This window comes from Escherichia sp. TC-EC600-tetX4 (assembly GCF_019356055.1).
Taxonomy (GTDB): Bacteria; Pseudomonadota; Gammaproteobacteria; order Enterobacterales; family Enterobacteriaceae.
Genome location: NZ_CP079924.1, coordinates 3,116,202 through 3,133,177, shown reverse-complemented (window position 1 = coordinate 3,133,177; position 16,976 = coordinate 3,116,202). Strand labels below are relative to the sequence as shown.

The 16,976-nt window shown below is 51.3% G+C and carries 14 protein-coding genes and 1 pseudogene; 8 read left to right on the top strand and 7 right to left on the bottom strand.

Going from position 1 to position 16,976, the window contains the following annotated elements; translation table 11 throughout:
• Window positions 1-29: 29 nt before the first annotated feature.
• The gene (gene nei / locus KXD89_RS15240; RefSeq protein ID WP_001113989.1) at window positions 30-821 is read left to right on the top strand and encodes an endonuclease VIII; all 792 of its coding nucleotides are present in this window, start codon (window positions 30-32) and stop codon (window positions 819-821) included.
• Here nei and KXD89_RS15235 read toward each other — a convergent pair.
• From KXD89_RS15235 to KXD89_RS15205, 7 genes are all read right to left on the bottom strand, one after another.
• Window positions 818-1,864 (bottom strand): AbrB family transcriptional regulator, encoded by a 1,047-nt coding sequence (locus tag KXD89_RS15235; protein ID WP_001336221.1) that lies wholly within the window; start codon window positions 1,862-1,864, stop codon window positions 818-820. The genes nei and KXD89_RS15235 overlap by 4 nt on opposite strands.
• Window positions 1,865-2,015: 151 nt before the next feature.
• On the bottom strand, window positions 2,016-3,077 hold the full coding sequence (locus KXD89_RS15230) for a fimbrial protein (RefSeq protein ID WP_001272410.1): 1,062 nt from the start codon (window positions 3,075-3,077) through the stop codon (window positions 2,016-2,018).
• Complete coding sequence (locus KXD89_RS15225; protein ID WP_000142799.1) at window positions 3,074-3,802, bottom strand: molecular chaperone; 729 nt, start codon at window positions 3,800-3,802, stop codon at window positions 3,074-3,076. The genes KXD89_RS15230 and KXD89_RS15225 overlap by 4 nt, the downstream gene beginning before the upstream one ends.
• A 14-nt stretch (window positions 3,803-3,816) precedes the next feature.
• Window positions 3,817-6,273 (bottom strand): fimbria/pilus outer membrane usher protein, encoded by a 2,457-nt coding sequence (locus KXD89_RS15220; protein ID WP_001310647.1) that lies wholly within the window; start codon window positions 6,271-6,273, stop codon window positions 3,817-3,819.
• A 50-nt stretch (window positions 6,274-6,323) separates the two neighbouring features.
• Window positions 6,324-6,890, bottom strand: a complete 567-nt coding sequence (locus KXD89_RS15215; protein WP_000472412.1) for a fimbrial protein — start codon at window positions 6,888-6,890, stop codon at window positions 6,324-6,326.
• A gap of 389 nt (window positions 6,891-7,279) precedes the next feature.
• On the bottom strand, window positions 7,280-8,563 hold the full coding sequence (gene gltA, locus KXD89_RS15210) for a citrate synthase (RefSeq protein ID WP_000785834.1): 1,284 nt from the start codon (window positions 8,561-8,563) through the stop codon (window positions 7,280-7,282).
• Window positions 8,564-8,768: 205 nt separating this feature from the next.
• The gene (locus KXD89_RS15205) at window positions 8,769-8,876 is read right to left on the bottom strand and encodes a hypothetical protein (RefSeq protein WP_001305582.1); all 108 of its coding nucleotides are present in this window, start codon (window positions 8,874-8,876) and stop codon (window positions 8,769-8,771) included.
• Between the two features lie 380 nt (window positions 8,877-9,256).
• On the opposite strand from KXD89_RS15205, the gene sdhC reads away from it, so the two are divergent.
• The 7 genes and pseudogenes from sdhC to odhB all read left to right on the top strand — a co-directional run bounded on the left by sdhC (window position 9,257) and on the right by odhB (window position 16,834).
• Window positions 9,257-9,661, top strand: coding sequence for a succinate dehydrogenase cytochrome b556 subunit (sdhC, locus tag KXD89_RS15200; RefSeq protein WP_000263347.1), 405 nt, complete (start codon window positions 9,257-9,259; stop codon window positions 9,659-9,661).
• A complete protein-coding gene (sdhD, locus tag KXD89_RS15195; RefSeq protein WP_000254365.1) occupies window positions 9,655-10,002 on the top strand; it encodes a succinate dehydrogenase membrane anchor subunit in 348 nt (115 codons plus the stop codon). The genes sdhC and sdhD overlap by 7 nt, the downstream gene beginning before the upstream one ends.
• On the top strand, window positions 10,002-11,768 hold the full coding sequence (gene sdhA / locus KXD89_RS15190) for a succinate dehydrogenase flavoprotein subunit (protein WP_000775540.1): 1,767 nt from the start codon (window positions 10,002-10,004) through the stop codon (window positions 11,766-11,768). The genes sdhD and sdhA overlap by 1 nt, the downstream gene beginning before the upstream one ends.
• Window positions 11,769-11,783: 15 nt before the next feature.
• The gene (gene sdhB, locus KXD89_RS15185; protein WP_001235254.1) at window positions 11,784-12,500 is read left to right on the top strand and encodes a succinate dehydrogenase iron-sulfur subunit SdhB; all 717 of its coding nucleotides are present in this window, start codon (window positions 11,784-11,786) and stop codon (window positions 12,498-12,500) included.
• A gap of 28 nt (window positions 12,501-12,528) precedes the next feature.
• A pseudogene (locus KXD89_RS22580) lies at window positions 12,529-12,622 on the top strand (hypothetical protein); the annotation flags it as partial.
• 178 nt (window positions 12,623-12,800) lie between these two features.
• Window positions 12,801-15,602 (top strand): 2-oxoglutarate dehydrogenase E1 component, encoded by a 2,802-nt coding sequence (gene sucA / locus KXD89_RS15180; RefSeq protein ID WP_001181473.1) that lies wholly within the window; start codon window positions 12,801-12,803, stop codon window positions 15,600-15,602.
• 14 nt (window positions 15,603-15,616) lie between these two features.
• Window positions 15,617-16,834 carry a 2-oxoglutarate dehydrogenase complex dihydrolipoyllysine-residue succinyltransferase gene (gene odhB, locus KXD89_RS15175; RefSeq protein ID WP_000099823.1) on the top strand — a complete coding sequence of 406 codons (1,218 nt, stop codon included), beginning with the start codon at window positions 15,617-15,619 and terminating at the stop codon, window positions 16,832-16,834.
• The last annotated feature ends 142 nt before the right edge of the window (window positions 16,835-16,976 follow it).

Genomic DNA, 16,976 nt, shown 5'->3' with positions numbered 1-16,976 from the left:
TTAATAAAGAATGAAAAAAGGATATCACCATGCCTGAAGGCCCGGAGATCCGCCGTGCAGCGGATAACCTGGAGGCGGCGATCAAAGGCAAACCACTAACTGATGTCTGGTTTGCCTTCCCGCAGTTAAAACCTTATCAATCACAACTTATCGGTCAACACGTTACCCATGTGGAAACGCGTGGTAAGGCGTTGTTAACTCATTTTTCCAACGACTTAACGCTCTACAGCCATAATCAGCTTTACGGCGTCTGGCGCGTGGTTGATACCGGCGAAGAGCCGCAGACCACGCGAGTATTGCGGGTAAAACTGCAAACGGCTGACAAAACCATTCTGCTTTATAGCGCCTCGGATATTGAGATGTTGACCCCGGAACAACTGACCACGCATCCGTTTTTACAACGCGTTGGTCCCGATGTGCTGGATCCGAATCTGACGCCGGAGGTGGTGAAAGAACGATTATTGTCGCCGCGCTTTCGTAACCGTCAGTTTGCTGGATTACTGCTCGATCAGGCGTTTCTGGCTGGGCTTGGCAATTATTTGCGGGTGGAGATCCTCTGGCAGGTTGGGTTGACTGGAAATCATAAAGCGAAAGATCTCAATGCGGCGCAACTGGATGCACTCGCACACGCGTTACTGGAGATTCCTCGATTTTCCTACGCTACGCGGGGGCAGGTGGATGAGAATAAGCATCATGGGGCGCTGTTTCGCTTTAAGGTTTTTCATCGAGATGGCGAACCGTGCGAACGTTGTGGCAGCATCATTGAGAAAACCACGCTGTCATCTCGCCCGTTTTACTGGTGCCCTGGCTGCCAGCACTAGGCCGACCGCTTCGGCGCATAGGTTGAAATAAACCGCGCAATGGCAGGCCCTGTCAGCAAAATACTGAACAGGCGTAGGGTTTGCATCGCCATAATGAGCGCCATATCGGCATTGCTCCCTGCGGCGATGACCGCCACGGTATCAAGCCCGCCGGGGCTGGTGGCGAGGTAGGCAGTCATAAAATCAATGTGCATAAACCGGGTCAGCCCCCACGCCATACCCGCACAAATAGCCAGCAGAGCAAAAATCGACAGCAGGATTTGCGGTAGCGGGCGTAGTGCCCGCAGTAAGATTTGTTTATCGAAACCAAGACCAATCCGCCAGCCAATTGCCATATACGCCATCGCCAGCAGCCATTCCGGTAGTTCGATGGTGATGAGCTGACCAGACTGGAGCACTGCGCCCGCCAGCATCGGGATGAGCATCGTGCCGGAAGGAAGACGCAGCAGGCATCCCACTGTACCGGCAACGACCGCGAGCAAAATAGTAAGCAGGAGATTAATGCTCACTGGCGGGAACCAGACGATATGCTGGTTAACCGCTTCAGCGTTATCGCCCAGCATCATGCGGGTGACCAGAACAGCGGCCCCCGCGACGAACAGCACTCGCAGATATTGCATAAACGCCACCAGGCGAATATCTGCGCCGTAATCTTGCGCCATAGCGACCATTGCCGCCGCGCCGCCAGGAGAGGAGCCCCAGGCACCGGTATTTCCAGGCAATGAGCTATAGCGCACCAATAACCAACCCACAATGGCGCTGGAAAGCAGCGTTACCAGTAAAATTGCAAGCACGATCGGCCAGTTGACGGCCAGGGTGGTGAGAATCGAACCAGTGAGGTTTTGCGCAATCATGCAGCCAAGAATGGCCTGGGCGGCGAGAAAAGCAGAGCGGGGAAGTTGCAGAGTAATTCCGCGCATACTAAAGATGATCCCGGCGATCATCGGCCCAAGTAATAGCGCCGCCGGGAGATGTACCGCGAGGAAACCAATAGAAAGGAGAAGTGATAGCACACATAACATTCCCCACTGCAAAACTGGCATCCTTCGCTCCCTCATTATTTTCTCTTTGGTGTATCGATACAGCATAAAGAAAGCTGGGCCAGGAAAAAATAACAGCAATCAAGGAAAAGGGGAAAATCAGCAATTTTCTGAAAGAGATGCCCTTTCCGGCGGCAAAGGGCATCATGGTAAATCAGTTATAGTTAATCTTAAAAAGCACCACTGTATCGAAGGGGCCAGCCTCGATGGGGGTGCCTGGAATGGACGAAAGTTCAGCCGTATAGGTTTTTTCGTAGACCAACATGTCACTGGTGAAATCGGCGTATTCAGCATATTTATTGAAGGTATAAGGCGAGGCGTTTTCATCCAGTAAACGTAGCTTCAGACCATTACCAATCAACAATGCTTTATCTTCTTCAACCAACGTTTCTTCGGTATAAAAGGAGGAACTGACTTTAAATCCGTCGGTGCATTGATCGTTTTGGCTCTTGGTCGTTTTAATACTGAACGTTTTCGACATTGTGTGGCGACGTATATCCAGCAAATTAAATTTACCAAAATCAATCACCTGTGTTTCCGGTGAAATGGAAAAATTGACGCTGCAATCCAGCACGCGAATGTTTTCCAGACCAGTAATATGATATTTCAGGTTTTGGGCAGTAGGGTCTTCGTTAACGCTACCGGCACCGTCAAATTGCACGACGATATAGTCGCTAAGCGTACTTTGATAATCATGCGGCGGCATTTCTCGTATTTTGACGTATAACCGCATGCGAGCGAGAAAGGTACGCGACATATGAATATTAGCGGGATCGCCCGAGCAAATTTTGTTCTGCCATCCCATCGCGATGATCTGCTCAGGGGTATAAATATCAATGTTCTTACTGTCGATACACTGGTTAGTGTCGATGCGACTTTTTCCCAGACTGGCATCGTAATCGACACCGTTGTATGTCACGCCGAGTTGATAATAACGATCCTGCACCCCCGGATAGGGGTTTACCCAGGCGTAGACATGCTCGCTTTCAAAGTTGCCGTTGGTATTGTTGTCACAATAGACGGGAATTTTAATATCGTCAGATTCCCAGATCTTATCACCGGGTTTGGCATTGCCTGGTACAGCAAACGGTTGAATCGCTTCTGATTTTTCTACTGCGCCACCAGATGTACCAAAATAGCAGTTCAGCGCCATTGCAGACTTCAACGGCAGAAATAACAGGCAGATGACGAGCAACAATCCCTTGCCAGCACTCATTTCGCCTCCACTGCTTGTAAACGGCATTGTCCGCTGCAGTTGAGCGTCGTCATGCGTAATGCGCCGTAATCATCCATGTAACCGAGATAAAACTGGCTGCCGCTATAACTTCCGGTGTTTGTGTTGACCGTACTAAAAGGTGCAACCATCACGGTTTTGAAGCCTGGGAGAACGCCTTTTTCATTTCTCCCCAGATAGGCAATGGTCAGATAATACGCGGTAGGATTTTTCAGTGTCAGTTGGTTGCCCTGCTGGCTGACCTGTAACTGCAGTTCGACCTTTTCTCCTGCTTTCTTGCGTAATGCAGCCGGTCGCCAGAACAATTTAATACGACTTTGAATAGCGACCTGAAGTATCGCATGGTCGCTGCTTTTATCCGGAGCGGGAGGAATTTCGCGCATATTGTAGAAAAATAGCGTTTCGCGATCGCCAGGTAATTGTGTGGTTGAGGCTTGTTTCACAACCCGCACCTGCGATGTCGCTTTCGGTTCCAGACGTTGAATAGGGGGCAAAGCGACCAGAAGAGCATCGCTTTTCTCCCCTTTTTCATTTTCTATCCAGGAATAAGCAAGATAAGGCAGTTTGTCACTTTGGTTTTCGATACGCAGGCTGGTGGCTTTGTCATTGGCGTTAAACACAATGCGTGTGCGATCGGGTTGCACCGCAGCATTGCAACCCAAGCTGATGGTTAACAACATTAAGGGTAATCCTTTAATAAATGTCATTCTCTTTTCCTTAATTAATGACAAGGTAAAATCAGGCGTTTGGTCGTGTCTTCCAGACGTTCTGGCAGATGAATAATGCAGCTTTGCTCACCCCAGACCACGGTAAACAGTTGATTTTCAGCGACACCGCTTAACCAGGCATGTCCTTCCTCGCCAACCATACCCACGCTAATGCCGCTGTCATCCTGGCGGATATCCGCACCGAGGGGAGGGAACTGACCGCTGGCGTTGCGTATGATGACGTTAACGTCTTTACCGGAACGGGAAGCCAGTGATTTGTAACCTATCGCGCCTTCAATCCATGTTTCCTTGATGACGTTTTCTGCAACTGTTACGCCGTCGGGTAAGTCATTCATGTTCACCGCCACGGTGGAAGGCTGGTAACTGGAAATCAACGGCACCACCGCAATGCCAAAATGGTTGGTGTAGTCGAGATTGCCCTGAACCGGAATATCTGCCACGCCATCGGTGCTGACCATCAGGCGTGGTTCATTGGTGGAGCTGCGGCGATGAAATGCTGCACCATATTGGGTTGCGGTGAAAGAACCGCTCCAGCTGCTGCTGACGGAACTGTAATCACTGGCGGCATAGGTACCAGAAATATCCCACTCACCCGCTGAACTCAGGTGCTGATAGTTACCGCTCACCTGGGCTCCATTGTCCGGACGATCGGATTGCAGTCCGGCAGACATGCCCCAGCTATTACGTTCATCCAGCGTATCGTTCCACGACATGCGGTGTATGGTGCTGTGGCTACTGTTTTGCATGTCATAGCCAACCCGACCACCGTTACCGAAGGGGAGCGAAATCGACAGATAAATCTGGTTGTCGCGATCTTTATCTTCGTAGTGGGTCGTATTGAATGACGTCGAAATCGAGATATCTCTCCAGTCACCAATATCAACATTAAAACCTGCTGTGATGTTGGCGGTCGTGGAGGCGTCTGCATTCCACCAGGTTTGATGTAGCAGGTTGGCGTAAAGATTGAGGTTTAGTGGGGTAATCGGTTGGCCCACGGATAAGCTGATCGTCTGTTTTTCGTCCTGCGCATCGCTGTCGTTGTATTTGTGATCCAGATAGTTGGCGTAGCTGTGAAAATGACGATCTGAGAAGCGATAAGCGGCGAGCGAAATCGTGCTGTTGGTGGCATCCACTTGTTTGCTGTAATTAAAACGGTAGCTTAAGCCCCGCTCGTCCTGCTGAGTATCAAAATGGCTACTGGCCCAGGTGACATCAAAGGACAGTGCGCCAAGCCACAGCATATTTTGCCCGATACCCATTGCGGCAGAATGGTAGTCATCATCAGAAATCAGCAGGCCGCCGTACAGCGAGGTGTTTGAGAGCATCCCCCAGGAAACTTCATTGCTAAAAAAGGTTTCATTTTCAGTTTGATGTGACATGGAAGGCCGTGGCTGACCCGCGGCCAATTTATAGCGAACCTGTCCCTGGCGAGTCAGGAAGGGCGTCGATGCTGCCGAAACCTGGAAATTGTTCACCCGACCATCTTCTTCCGTCACTTTGACATCCAGCGTGCCCTGAACAGACTGATTGAGGTCATCAATAATAAACGGGCCTGGCGGGACTTTTTTCTGGTAAATGACGCGGCCTGATTGACTGATCGTCACCGTGGCATTGGTCTGTGCAATACCGCTAATTTGTGGGGCGTAGCCACGCAGCTCCCACGGTAACATTCGATCGTCACTCGCCAGTGCCGCGCCGGTATAAGAAAAACCATCGAAAATATTGGAACTGAAATCGGTTTCGCCGAGGGTTAACTTAGAGCCTAATTGCGGTAATGGACGAAAAAGATAGGTGCGCGATATTCCGCCTGACTGGTCATGGTTATCTTCGCTATCGGTCTTATTAAGCTGGTAATCACTGCGTAAGCGCCATGCCCCGGCGTTAATTCCGGCGGTACCGTAGGCATTCAGGTTAGTGCTGCTGCTGCCGTCCTGTGGGCGGTAGCTGCTGGCAAACAAGTTGTAATCCATCAGGACACCGGCAACACCTTCTTTCCATGTAGAGGGGGGAGCCCAGTTTTCTGAGTGCCACGCCAGCCAGGCTTGCGGAATACTAATATTCAGTTGCTGATTGGCTTGATCGAAATTGAAGAGCATTTCAGGTCGGGAACTGAAATCAATACACCGATCTATCTGTGGCAAGGACTGACGGATATCTGGTTTTAAACCAAATTTATCGACCAGTGAATCATTGATGCATGGAATGGTTTTGTCACCCTTTTTTTGCCAGTTAATTTTTTGCCCATTACTGATTTTGTTGTTATTCACCGCAACGCTAACAAAATATTCACCGGGAGCAATGACTCCTTTTTCCTTTAATAATGAAATATCAATGCGGTCGCGCATTGATTTATCGAGAACATTCAGATTGAATTCGACCGCCATTGCGCAAGGCATCGCCATGACCAGGCAGGATACAAAAGAGAGTCGATAAATATTCACGGTGTCCATACCTGATAAATATTTTATGAAAGGCGGCGATGATGCCGCCAAAATAATACTTATTTATAATCCAGCACGTAGGTTGCGTTAGCGGTTACTTCACCTGCCGTGACATCGACTGCATTATCAATTTGTTCCATCCAGGCGAAAAAGTTCAGCGTCTGTTCTGATGAGCTTGCATCCAGGTCAAGATCTGGCGCGGCTGAACCTAATACGATGTTACCGTCATTTTTGTCCATCAGTCGTACACCGACCCCAGTTGCTTCGCCTGCACTGGTGTTGCTCAACAAAGGCGTAGCACCAGTTGTCTTAGCCGTGCTATCGAAGGTTACGCCAACTTTGGATACCGGCATTCCGCTACCGTTGTCAGAAGCAGGCAGATCACAGTTGATCAAGCGAATGTCGACGGCCACTTTATTGCTATGATGCTCCCGGTTTATATGGGTTGTCGTGACTTGTCCAAGATCTATGTTTTTATCAATATCTTCTGGATGAATTTCACAAGGTGCTTCAATAACCTCCCCCTTAAAGTGAATTTCGCCAGAACCTTCATCAGCAGCATAAACAGGTGCAGTGAACAGCAGAGATACGGCCAGTGCGGCCAATGTTTTTTGTCCTTTAAACATAACAGAGTCCTTTAAGGATATAGAATAGGGGTATAGCTACGCCAGAATATCGTATTTGATTATTGCTAGTTTTTAGTTTTGCTTAAAAATATTGTTAGTTTTATTAAATGCAAAACTAAATTATTGGTATCATGAATTTGTTGTATGATGAATAAAATATAGGGGGGTATAGATAGACGTCATTTTCATAGGGTTATAAATGCGACTACCATGAAGTTTTTAATTGAAAGTATTGGGTTGCTGATAATTTGAGCTGTTCTATTCTTTTTAAATATCTATATAGGTCTGTTAATGGATTTTATTTTTACAATTTTTTGTGTTTAGGCATATAAAAATCAACCCGCCATATGAACGGCGGGTTAAAATATTTACAACTTAGCAATCAACCATTAACGCTTGATATCGCTTTTAAAGTCGCGTTTTTCATATCCTGTATACAGCTGACGCGGACGGGCAATCTTCATACCGTCACTGTGCATTTCGCTCCAGTGGGCGATCCAGCCAACGGTACGTGCCATTGCGAAAATGACGGTGAACATGGAAGACGGAATACCCATCGCTTTCAGGATGATACCAGAGTAGAAATCGACGTTCGGGTACAGTTTCTTCTCGATAAAGTACGGGTCGTTCAGCGCGATGTTTTCCAGCTCCATAGCCACTTCCAGCAGGTCATCCTTCGTGCCCAGCTCTTTCAGCACTTCATGGCAGGTTTCACGCATTACGGTGGCGCGCGGGTCGTAATTTTTGTACACGCGGTGACCGAAGCCCATCAGGCGGAAAGAATCATTTTTGTCTTTCGCACGACGAACAAATTCCGGAATGTGTTTAACGGAGCTGATTTCTTCCAGCATTTTCAGCGCCGCTTCGTTAGCACCGCCGTGCGCAGGTCCCCACAGTGAAGCAATACCTGCTGCGATACAGGCAAACGGGTTCGCACCCGAAGAGCCAGCGGTACGCACGGTGGAGGTAGAGGCGTTCTGTTCATGGTCAGCGTGCAGGATCAGAATACGGTCCATAGCACGTTCCAGAATCGGATTAACTTCATACGGTTCGCACGGCGTGGAGAACATCATATTCAGGAAGTTACCGGCGTAGGAGAGATCGTTGCGCGGGTAAACAAATGGCTGACCAATGGAATACTTGTAACACATCGCGGCCATGGTCGGCATTTTCGACAGCAGGCGGAACGCGGCAATTTCACGGTGACGAGGATTGTTAACATCCAGCGAGTCGTGATAGAACGCCGCCAGCGCGCCGGTAATACCACACATGACTGCCATTGGATGCGAGTCGCGACGGAAAGCATGGAACAGACGGGTAATCTGCTCGTGGATCATGGTATGACGGGTCACCGTAGTTTTAAATTCGTCATACTGTTCCTGAGTCGGTTTTTCACCATTCAGCAGGATGTAACAAACTTCCAGGTAGTTAGAATCGGTCGCCAGCTGATCGATCGGGAAACCGCGGTGCAGCAAAATACCTTCATCACCATCAATAAAAGTAATTTTAGATTCGCAGGATGCGGTTGAAGTGAAGCCTGGGTCAAAGGTGAACACACCTTTTGAACCGAGAGTACGGATATCAATAACATCTTGACCCAGCGTGCCTTTCAGCACATCCAGTTCAACAGCTGTATCCCCGTTGAGGGTGAGTTTTGCTTTTGTATCAGCCATTTAAGGTCTCCTTAGCGCCTTATTGCGTAAGACTGCCGGAACTTAAATTTGCCTTCGCACATCAACCTGGCTTTACCCGTTTTTTATTTGGCTCGCCGCTCTGTGAAAGAGGGGAAAACCTGGGTACAGAGCTCTGGGCGCTTGCAGGTAAAGGATCCATTGATGACGAATAAATGGCGAATCAAGTACTTAGCAATCCGAATTATTAAACTTGTCTACCACTAATAACTGTCCCGAATGAATTGGTCAATACTTCCACACTGTTACATAAGTTAATCTTAGGTGAAATACCGACTTCATAACTTTTACGCATTATATGCTTTTCCTGGTAATGTTTGTAACAACTTTGTTGAATGATTGTCAAATTAGATGATTAAAAATTAAATAAATGTTGTTATCGTGACCTGGATCACTGTTCAGGATAAAACCCGACAAACTATATGTAGGTTAATTGTAATGATTTTGTGAACAGCCTATACTGCCGCCAGGTCTCCGGAACACCCTGCAATCCCGAGCCACCCAGCGTTGTAACGTGTCGTTTTCGCATCTGGAAGCAGTGTTTTGCATGACGCGCAGTTATAGAAAGGACGCTGTCTGACCCGCAAGCAGACCGGAGGAAGGAAATCCCGACGTCTCCAGGTAACAGAAAGTTAACCTCTGTGCCCGTAGTCCCCAGGGAATAATAAGAACAGCATGTGGGCGTTATTCATGATAAGAAATGTGAAAAAACAAAGACCTGTTAATCTGGACCTACAGACCATCCGGTTCCCCATCACGGCGATAGCGTCCATTCTCCATCGCGTTTCCGGTGTGATCACCTTTGTTGCAGTGGGCATCCTGCTGTGGCTTCTGGGTACCAGCCTCTCTTCCCCTGAAGGTTTCGAGCAAGCTTCCGCGATTATGGGCAGCTTCTTCGTCAAATTTATCATGTGGGGCATCCTTACCGCTCTGGCGTATCACGTCGTCGTAGGTATTCGCCACATGATGATGGATTTTGGCTATCTGGAAGAAACATTCGAAGCGGGTAAACGCTCCGCCAAAATCTCCTTTGTTATTACTGTCGTGCTTTCACTTCTCGCAGGAGTCCTCGTATGGTAAGCAACGCCTCCGCATTAGGACGCAATGGCGTACATGATTTCATCCTCGTTCGCGCTACCGCTATCGTCCTGACGCTCTACATCATTTATATGGTCGGTTTTTTCGCTACCAGTGGCGAGCTGACATATGAAGTCTGGATCGGTTTCTTCGCCTCTGCGTTCACCAAAGTGTTCACCCTGCTGGCGCTGTTTTCTATCTTGATCCATGCCTGGATCGGCATGTGGCAGGTGTTGACCGACTACGTTAAACCGCTGGCTTTGCGCCTGATGCTGCAACTGGTGATTGTCGTTGCACTGGTGGTTTACGTGATTTATGGATTCGTTGTGGTGTGGGGTGTGTGATGAAATTGCCAGTCAGAGAATTTGATGCAGTTGTGATTGGTGCCGGTGGCGCAGGTATGCGCGCGGCGCTGCAAATTTCCCAGAGCGGCCAGACCTGTGCGCTGCTCTCTAAAGTCTTCCCGACCCGTTCCCATACCGTTTCTGCGCAAGGCGGCATTACCGTTGCGCTGGGTAATACCCATGAAGATAACTGGGAATGGCATATGTACGACACCGTGAAAGGGTCGGACTATATCGGTGACCAGGACGCGATTGAATATATGTGTAAAACCGGGCCGGAAGCGATTCTGGAACTCGAACACATGGGCCTGCCGTTCTCGCGTCTCGATGATGGTCGTATCTATCAACGTCCGTTTGGCGGTCAGTCGAAAAACTTCGGCGGCGAGCAGGCGGCACGCACTGCGGCAGCAGCTGACCGTACCGGTCACGCACTGTTGCACACGCTTTATCAGCAGAACCTGAAAAACCACACCACCATTTTCTCCGAGTGGTATGCGCTGGATCTGGTGAAAAACCAGGATGGCGCGGTGGTGGGTTGTACCGCACTGTGCATCGAAACCGGTGAAGTGGTTTATTTCAAAGCCCGCGCTACCGTGCTGGCGACTGGCGGAGCAGGGCGTATTTATCAGTCCACCACCAACGCCCACATTAACACCGGCGACGGTGTCGGCATGGCTATCCGTGCCGGCGTACCGGTGCAGGATATGGAAATGTGGCAGTTCCACCCGACCGGCATTGCCGGTGCGGGCGTACTGGTCACCGAAGGTTGCCGTGGTGAAGGCGGTTATCTGCTGAACAAACATGGCGAACGTTTTATGGAGCGTTATGCGCCGAACGCCAAAGACCTGGCGGGCCGTGACGTGGTTGCGCGTTCCATCATGATCGAAATCCGTGAAGGTCGCGGCTGTGATGGTCCGTGGGGGCCACACGCGAAACTGAAACTCGATCACCTGGGTAAAGAAGTTCTCGAATCCCGTCTGCCGGGTATCCTGGAGCTTTCCCGTACCTTCGCTCACGTCGATCCGGTGAAAGAGCCGATTCCGGTTATCCCAACCTGTCACTACATGATGGGCGGTATTCCGACCAAAGTTACCGGTCAGGCACTGACTGTGAATGAGAAAGGCGAAGATGTGGTTGTTCCGGGACTGTTTGCCGTTGGTGAAATCGCTTGTGTATCGGTACACGGCGCTAACCGTCTGGGCGGCAACTCGCTGCTGGACCTGGTGGTCTTTGGTCGCGCGGCAGGTCTGCATCTGCAAGAGTCTATCGCCGAGCAGGGCGCACTGCGCGATGCCAGCGAGTCTGATGTTGAAGCGTCTCTGGATCGCCTGAACCGCTGGAACAATAATCGTAACGGTGAAGATCCGGTGGCGATCCGTAAAGCGCTGCAAGAATGTATGCAGCATAACTTCTCGGTCTTCCGTGAAGGTGATGCGATGGCGAAAGGGCTTGAGCAGTTGAAAGTGATCCGCGAGCGTCTGAAAAATGCCCGTCTGGATGACACTTCCAGCGAGTTCAACACCCAGCGCGTTGAGTGCCTGGAACTGGATAACCTGATGGAAACGGCGTATGCAACGGCTGTTTCTGCCAACTTCCGTACCGAAAGCCGTGGCGCGCATAGCCGCTTCGACTTCCCGGATCGTGATGATGAAAACTGGCTGTGCCACTCCCTGTATCTGCCAGAGTCGGAATCCATGACGCGCCGAAGCGTCAACATGGAACCGAAACTGCGCCCGGCATTCCCGCCGAAGATTCGTACTTACTAATGCGGAGACAGGAAAATGAGACTCGAGTTTTCAATTTATCGCTATAACCCGGATGTTGATGATGCTCCGCGTATGCAGGATTACACCCTGGAAGCGGATGAAGGTCGCGACATGATGCTGCTGGATGCGCTTATCCAGCTAAAAGAGAAAGATCCCAGCCTGTCGTTCCGCCGCTCCTGCCGTGAAGGTGTGTGCGGTTCCGACGGTCTGAACATGAACGGCAAGAATGGTCTGGCCTGTATTACCCCGATTTCGGCACTCAACCAGCCGGGCAAGAAGATTGTGATTCGCCCGCTGCCAGGTTTACCGGTGATCCGCGATTTGGTGGTAGACATGGGACAATTCTATGCGCAATATGAGAAAATTAAGCCTTACCTGTTGAATAATGGACAAAATCCGCCAGCTCGCGAGCATTTACAGATGCCAGAGCAGCGCGAAAAACTCGACGGGCTGTATGAATGTATTCTCTGCGCATGTTGTTCAACCTCTTGTCCGTCTTTCTGGTGGAATCCCGATAAGTTTATCGGCCCGGCAGGCTTGTTAGCGGCATATCGTTTCCTGATTGATAGCCGTGATACCGAGACTGACAGCCGCCTCGACGGTTTGAGTGATGCATTCAGCGTATTCCGCTGTCACAGCATCATGAACTGCGTCAGTGTATGTCCGAAGGGGCTGAACCCGACGCGCGCCATCGGCCATATCAAGTCGATGTTGTTGCAACGTAATGCGTAAACCGTAGGCCTGATAAGACGCGCAAGCGTCGCATCAGGCAACCAGTGCCGGATGCGGCGTGAACGCCTTATCCGGCCTACAAGTCATTACCCGTAGGCCTGATAAGCGCAGCGCATCAGGCGTAACAAAGAAATGCAGGAAATCTTTAAAAACTGCCCCTGACACTAAGACAGTTTTTAAAGGTTCCTTCGCGAGCCACTACGTAGACAAGAGCTCGCAAGTGAACCCCGGCACGCACATCACTGTGCGTGGTAGTATCCACGGCGAAGTAAGCATAAAAAAGATGCTTAAGGGATCACGATGCAGAACAGCGCTTTGAAAGCCTGGTTGGACTCTTCTTACCTCTCTGGCGCAAACCAGAGCTGGATAGAACAGCTCTATGAAGACTTCTTAACCGATCCTGACTCGGTTGACGCTAACTGGCGTTCGACGTTCCAGCAGTTACCTGGTACGGGAGTCAAACCGGATCAATTCCACTCTCAAACGCGTGAATATTTCCGCCGCCTGGCGAAAGACGCTTCACGTTACTCTTCAACGATCTCCGACCCTGACACCAATGTGAAGCAGGTTAAAGTCCTGCAGCTCATTAACGCATACCGCTTCCGTGGTCACCAGCATGCGAATCTCGATCCGCTGGGACTGTGGCAGCAAGATAAAGTGGCCGATCTGGATCCGTCTTTCCACGATCTGACCGAAGCAGACTTCCAGGAGACCTTCAACGTCGGTTCATTTGCCAGCGGCAAAGAAACCATGAAACTCGGCGAGCTGCTGGAAGCCCTCAAGCAAACCTACTGCGGCCCGATTGGTGCCGAGTATATGCACATTACCAGCACCGAAGAAAAACGCTGGATCCAACAGCGTATCGAGTCTGGTCGCGCGACTTTCAATAGCGAAGAGAAAAAACGCTTCTTAAGCGAACTGACCGCCGCTGAAGGTCTTGAACGTTACCTCGGCGCAAAATTCCCTGGCGCAAAACGCTTCTCGCTGGAAGGCGGTGACGCGTTAATCCCGATGCTTAAAGAGATGATCCGCCACGCTGGCAACAGCGGCACCCGCGAAGTGGTTCTCGGGATGGCGCACCGTGGTCGTCTGAACGTGCTGGTGAACGTGCTGGGTAAAAAACCGCAAGACTTGTTCGACGAGTTCGCCGGTAAACATAAAGAACACCTCGGCACGGGTGACGTGAAATACCACATGGGCTTCTCGTCTGACTTCCAGACCGATGGCGGCCTGGTGCACCTGGCGCTGGCGTTTAACCCGTCTCACCTTGAGATTGTAAGCCCGGTAGTTATCGGTTCTGTTCGTGCCCGTCTGGACAGACTTGATGAGCCGAGCAGCAACAAAGTGCTGCCAATCACCATCCACGGTGACGCCGCAGTGACCGGGCAGGGCGTGGTTCAGGAAACCCTGAACATGTCGAAAGCGCGTGGTTATGAAGTTGGCGGTACGGTACGTATCGTTATCAACAACCAGGTTGGTTTCACCACCTCTAATCCGCTGGATGCCCGTTCTACGCCGTACTGTACTGATATCGGTAAGATGGTTCAGGCCCCGATTTTCCACGTTAACGCGGACGATCCGGAAGCCGTTGCCTTTGTGACCCGTCTGGCGCTCGATTTCCGTAACACCTTTAAACGTGATGTCTTCATCGACCTGGTGTGCTACCGCCGTCACGGCCACAACGAAGCCGACGAGCCGAGCGCAACCCAGCCGCTGATGTATCAGAAAATCAAAAAACATCCGACACCGCGCAAAATCTACGCTGACAAGCTGGAGCAGGAAAAAGTGGCGACGCTGGAAGATGCCACCGAGATGGTTAACCTGTACCGCGATGCGCTGGATGCTGGCGATTGCGTAGTGGCAGAGTGGCGTCCGATGAACATGCACTCTTTCACCTGGTCGCCGTACCTCAACCACGAATGGGACGAAGAGTACCCGAACAAAGTTGAGATGAAGCGCCTGCAGGAGCTGGCGAAACGCATCAGCACGGTGCCGGAAGCAGTTGAAATGCAGTCTCGCGTTGCCAAGATTTATGGCGATCGCCAGGCGATGGCTGCCGGTGAGAAACTGTTCGACTGGGGCGGTGCGGAAAACCTCGCTTACGCCACGCTGGTTGATGAAGGCATTCCGGTTCGCCTGTCGGGTGAAGACTCCGGTCGCGGTACCTTCTTCCACCGCCACGCGGTGATCCACAACCAGTCTAACGGTTCCACTTACACGCCGCTGCAACATATCCATAACGGGCAGGGCGCGTTCCGTGTCTGGGACTCCGTACTGTCTGAAGAAGCAGTGCTGGCGTTTGAATATGGTTATGCCACCGCAGAACCACGCACTCTGACCATCTGGGAAGCGCAGTTCGGTGACTTCGCCAACGGTGCGCAGGTGGTTATCGACCAGTTCATCTCCTCTGGCGAACAGAAATGGGGCCGGATGTGTGGTCTGGTGATGTTGCTGCCGCACGGTTACGAAGGGCAGGGGCCGGAGCACTCCTCCGCGCGTCTGGAACGTTATCTGCAACTTTGTGCTGAGCAAAACATGCAGGTTTGCGTACCGTCTACCCCGGCACAGGTTTACCACATGCTGCGTCGTCAGGCGCTGCGCGGGATGCGTCGTCCGCTGGTCGTGATGTCGCCGAAATCCCTGCTGCGTCATCCGCTGGCGGTTTCCAGCCTCGAAGAACTGGCGAACGGCACCTTCCTGCCAGCCATCGGTGAAATCGACGAGCTTGATCCGAAGGGCGTGAAGCGCGTAGTGATGTGTTCTGGTAAGGTTTATTACGACCTGCTGGAACAGCGTCGTAAGAACAATCAACACGATGTCGCCATTGTGCGTATCGAGCAACTCTACCCGTTCCCGCATAAAGCGATGCAGGAAGTGTTGCAGCAGTTTGCTCACGTCAAGGATTTTGTCTGGTGCCAGGAAGAGCCGCTCAACCAGGGCGCATGGTACTGCAGCCAGCATCATTTCCGTGAAGTGATTCCGTTTGGGGCTTCTCTGCGTTATGCAGGCCGCCCGGCCTCCGCCTCTCCGGCGGTAGGGTATATGTCCGTTCACCAGAAACAGCAACAAGATCTGGTTAATGACGCGCTGAACGTCGAATAAATAAAGGATACACAATGAGTAGCGTAGATATTCTGGTCCCTGACCTGCCTGAATCCGTAGCCGATGCCACCGTCGCAACCTGGCATAAAAAACCCGGCGACGCAGTCGTACGTGATGAAGTGCTGGTAGAAATCGAAACTGACAAAGTGGTACTGGAAGTACCGGCATCAGCAGACGGCATTCTGGATGCGGTTCTGGAAGATGAAGGTACAACGGTAACGTCTCGTCAGATCCTTGGTCGCCTGCGTGAAGGCAACAGCGCCGGTAAAGAAACCAGCGCCAAATCTGAAGAGAAAGCGTCCACTCCGGCGCAACGCCAGCAGGCGTCTCTGGAAGAGCAAAACAACGATGCGTTAAGCCCGGCGATCCGTCGCCTGCTGGCTGAACACAATCTCGACGCCAGCGCCATTAAAGGCACCGGTGTGGGTGGTCGTCTGACTCGTGAAGATGTGGAAAAACATCTGGCGAAAGCCCCGGCGAAAGAGTCTGCTCCGGCAGCGGCTGCTCCGGCGGCGCAACCGGCTCTGGCTGCACGTAGTGAAAAACGTGTCCCGATGACTCGCCTGCGTAAGCGTGTGGCAGAGCGTCTGCTGGAAGCGAAAAACTCCACCGCCATGCTGACCACGTTCAACGAAGTCAACATGAAGCCGATTATGGATCTGCGTAAGCAGTACGGTGAAGCGTTTGAAAAACGCCACGGCATCCGTCTGGGCTTTATGTCCTTCTACGTGAAAGCGGTGGTTGAAGCCCTGAAACGTTACCCGGAAGTGAACGCTTCTATCGACGGCGATGACGTGGTTTACCACAACTATTTCGACGTCAGCATGGCGGTTTCTACGCCGCGCGGCCTGGTGACGCCGGTTCTGCGTGATGTCGATACCCTCGGCATGGCAGACATCGAGAAGAAAATCAAAGAGCTGGCAGTCAAAGGCCGTGACGGCAAGCTGACCGTTGAAGATCTGACCGGTGGTAACTTCACCATCACCAACGGTGGTGTGTTCGGTTCCCTGATGTCTACGCCGATCATCAACCCGCCGCAGAGCGCAATTCTGGGTATGCACGCTATCAAAGATCGTCCGATGGCGGTGAATGGTCAGGTTGAGATCCTGCCGATGATGTACCTGGCGCTGTCCTACGATCACCGTCTGATCGATGGTCGCGAATCCGTGGGCTTCCTGGTAACGATCAAAGAGTTGCTGGAAGATCCGACGCGTCTGCTGCTGGACGTGTAGTAGTTTAAGTTTCACCTGCACTGTAGACCGGATAAGGCATTATCGCCTTCTCCGGCAATTGAAGCCTGATGCGACGCTGACGCGTCTTATCAGGCCTACGGGACCACCAATGTAGGTCGGATAAGGCGCAAGCGCCGCATCC

Excerpts from the sequence above, each read along its gene's own strand:
- nei (WP_001113989.1), top strand. The coding sequence starts at position 30 with ATGCCTGAAGGCCCGGAGATCCGCCGTGCAGCGGATAACCTGGAGGCG.
- KXD89_RS15235 (WP_001336221.1), bottom strand. The coding sequence starts at position 1,864 with ATGCCAGTTTTGCAGTGGGGAATGTTATGTGTGCTATCACTTCTCCTT.
- KXD89_RS15230 (WP_001272410.1), bottom strand. The coding sequence starts at position 3,077 with ATGAGTGCTGGCAAGGGATTGTTGCTCGTCATCTGCCTGTTATTTCTG.
- KXD89_RS15225 (WP_000142799.1), bottom strand. The coding sequence starts at position 3,802 with ATGACATTTATTAAAGGATTACCCTTAATGTTGTTAACCATCAGCTTG.
- KXD89_RS15220 (WP_001310647.1), bottom strand. The coding sequence starts at position 6,273 with ATGGACACCGTGAATATTTATCGACTCTCTTTTGTATCCTGCCTGGTC.
- KXD89_RS15215 (WP_000472412.1), bottom strand. The coding sequence starts at position 6,890 with ATGTTTAAAGGACAAAAAACATTGGCCGCACTGGCCGTATCTCTGCTG.
- gltA (WP_000785834.1), bottom strand. The coding sequence starts at position 8,563 with ATGGCTGATACAAAAGCAAAACTCACCCTCAACGGGGATACAGCTGTT.
- KXD89_RS15205 (WP_001305582.1), bottom strand. The coding sequence starts at position 8,876 with ATGCGTAAAAGTTATGAAGTCGGTATTTCACCTAAGATTAACTTATGT.
- sdhC (WP_000263347.1), top strand. The coding sequence starts at position 9,257 with ATGTGGGCGTTATTCATGATAAGAAATGTGAAAAAACAAAGACCTGTT.
- sdhD (WP_000254365.1), top strand. The coding sequence starts at position 9,655 with ATGGTAAGCAACGCCTCCGCATTAGGACGCAATGGCGTACATGATTTC.
- sdhA (WP_000775540.1), top strand. The coding sequence starts at position 10,002 with ATGAAATTGCCAGTCAGAGAATTTGATGCAGTTGTGATTGGTGCCGGT.
- sdhB (WP_001235254.1), top strand. The coding sequence starts at position 11,784 with ATGAGACTCGAGTTTTCAATTTATCGCTATAACCCGGATGTTGATGAT.
- sucA (WP_001181473.1), top strand. The coding sequence starts at position 12,801 with ATGCAGAACAGCGCTTTGAAAGCCTGGTTGGACTCTTCTTACCTCTCT.
- odhB (WP_000099823.1), top strand. The coding sequence starts at position 15,617 with ATGAGTAGCGTAGATATTCTGGTCCCTGACCTGCCTGAATCCGTAGCC.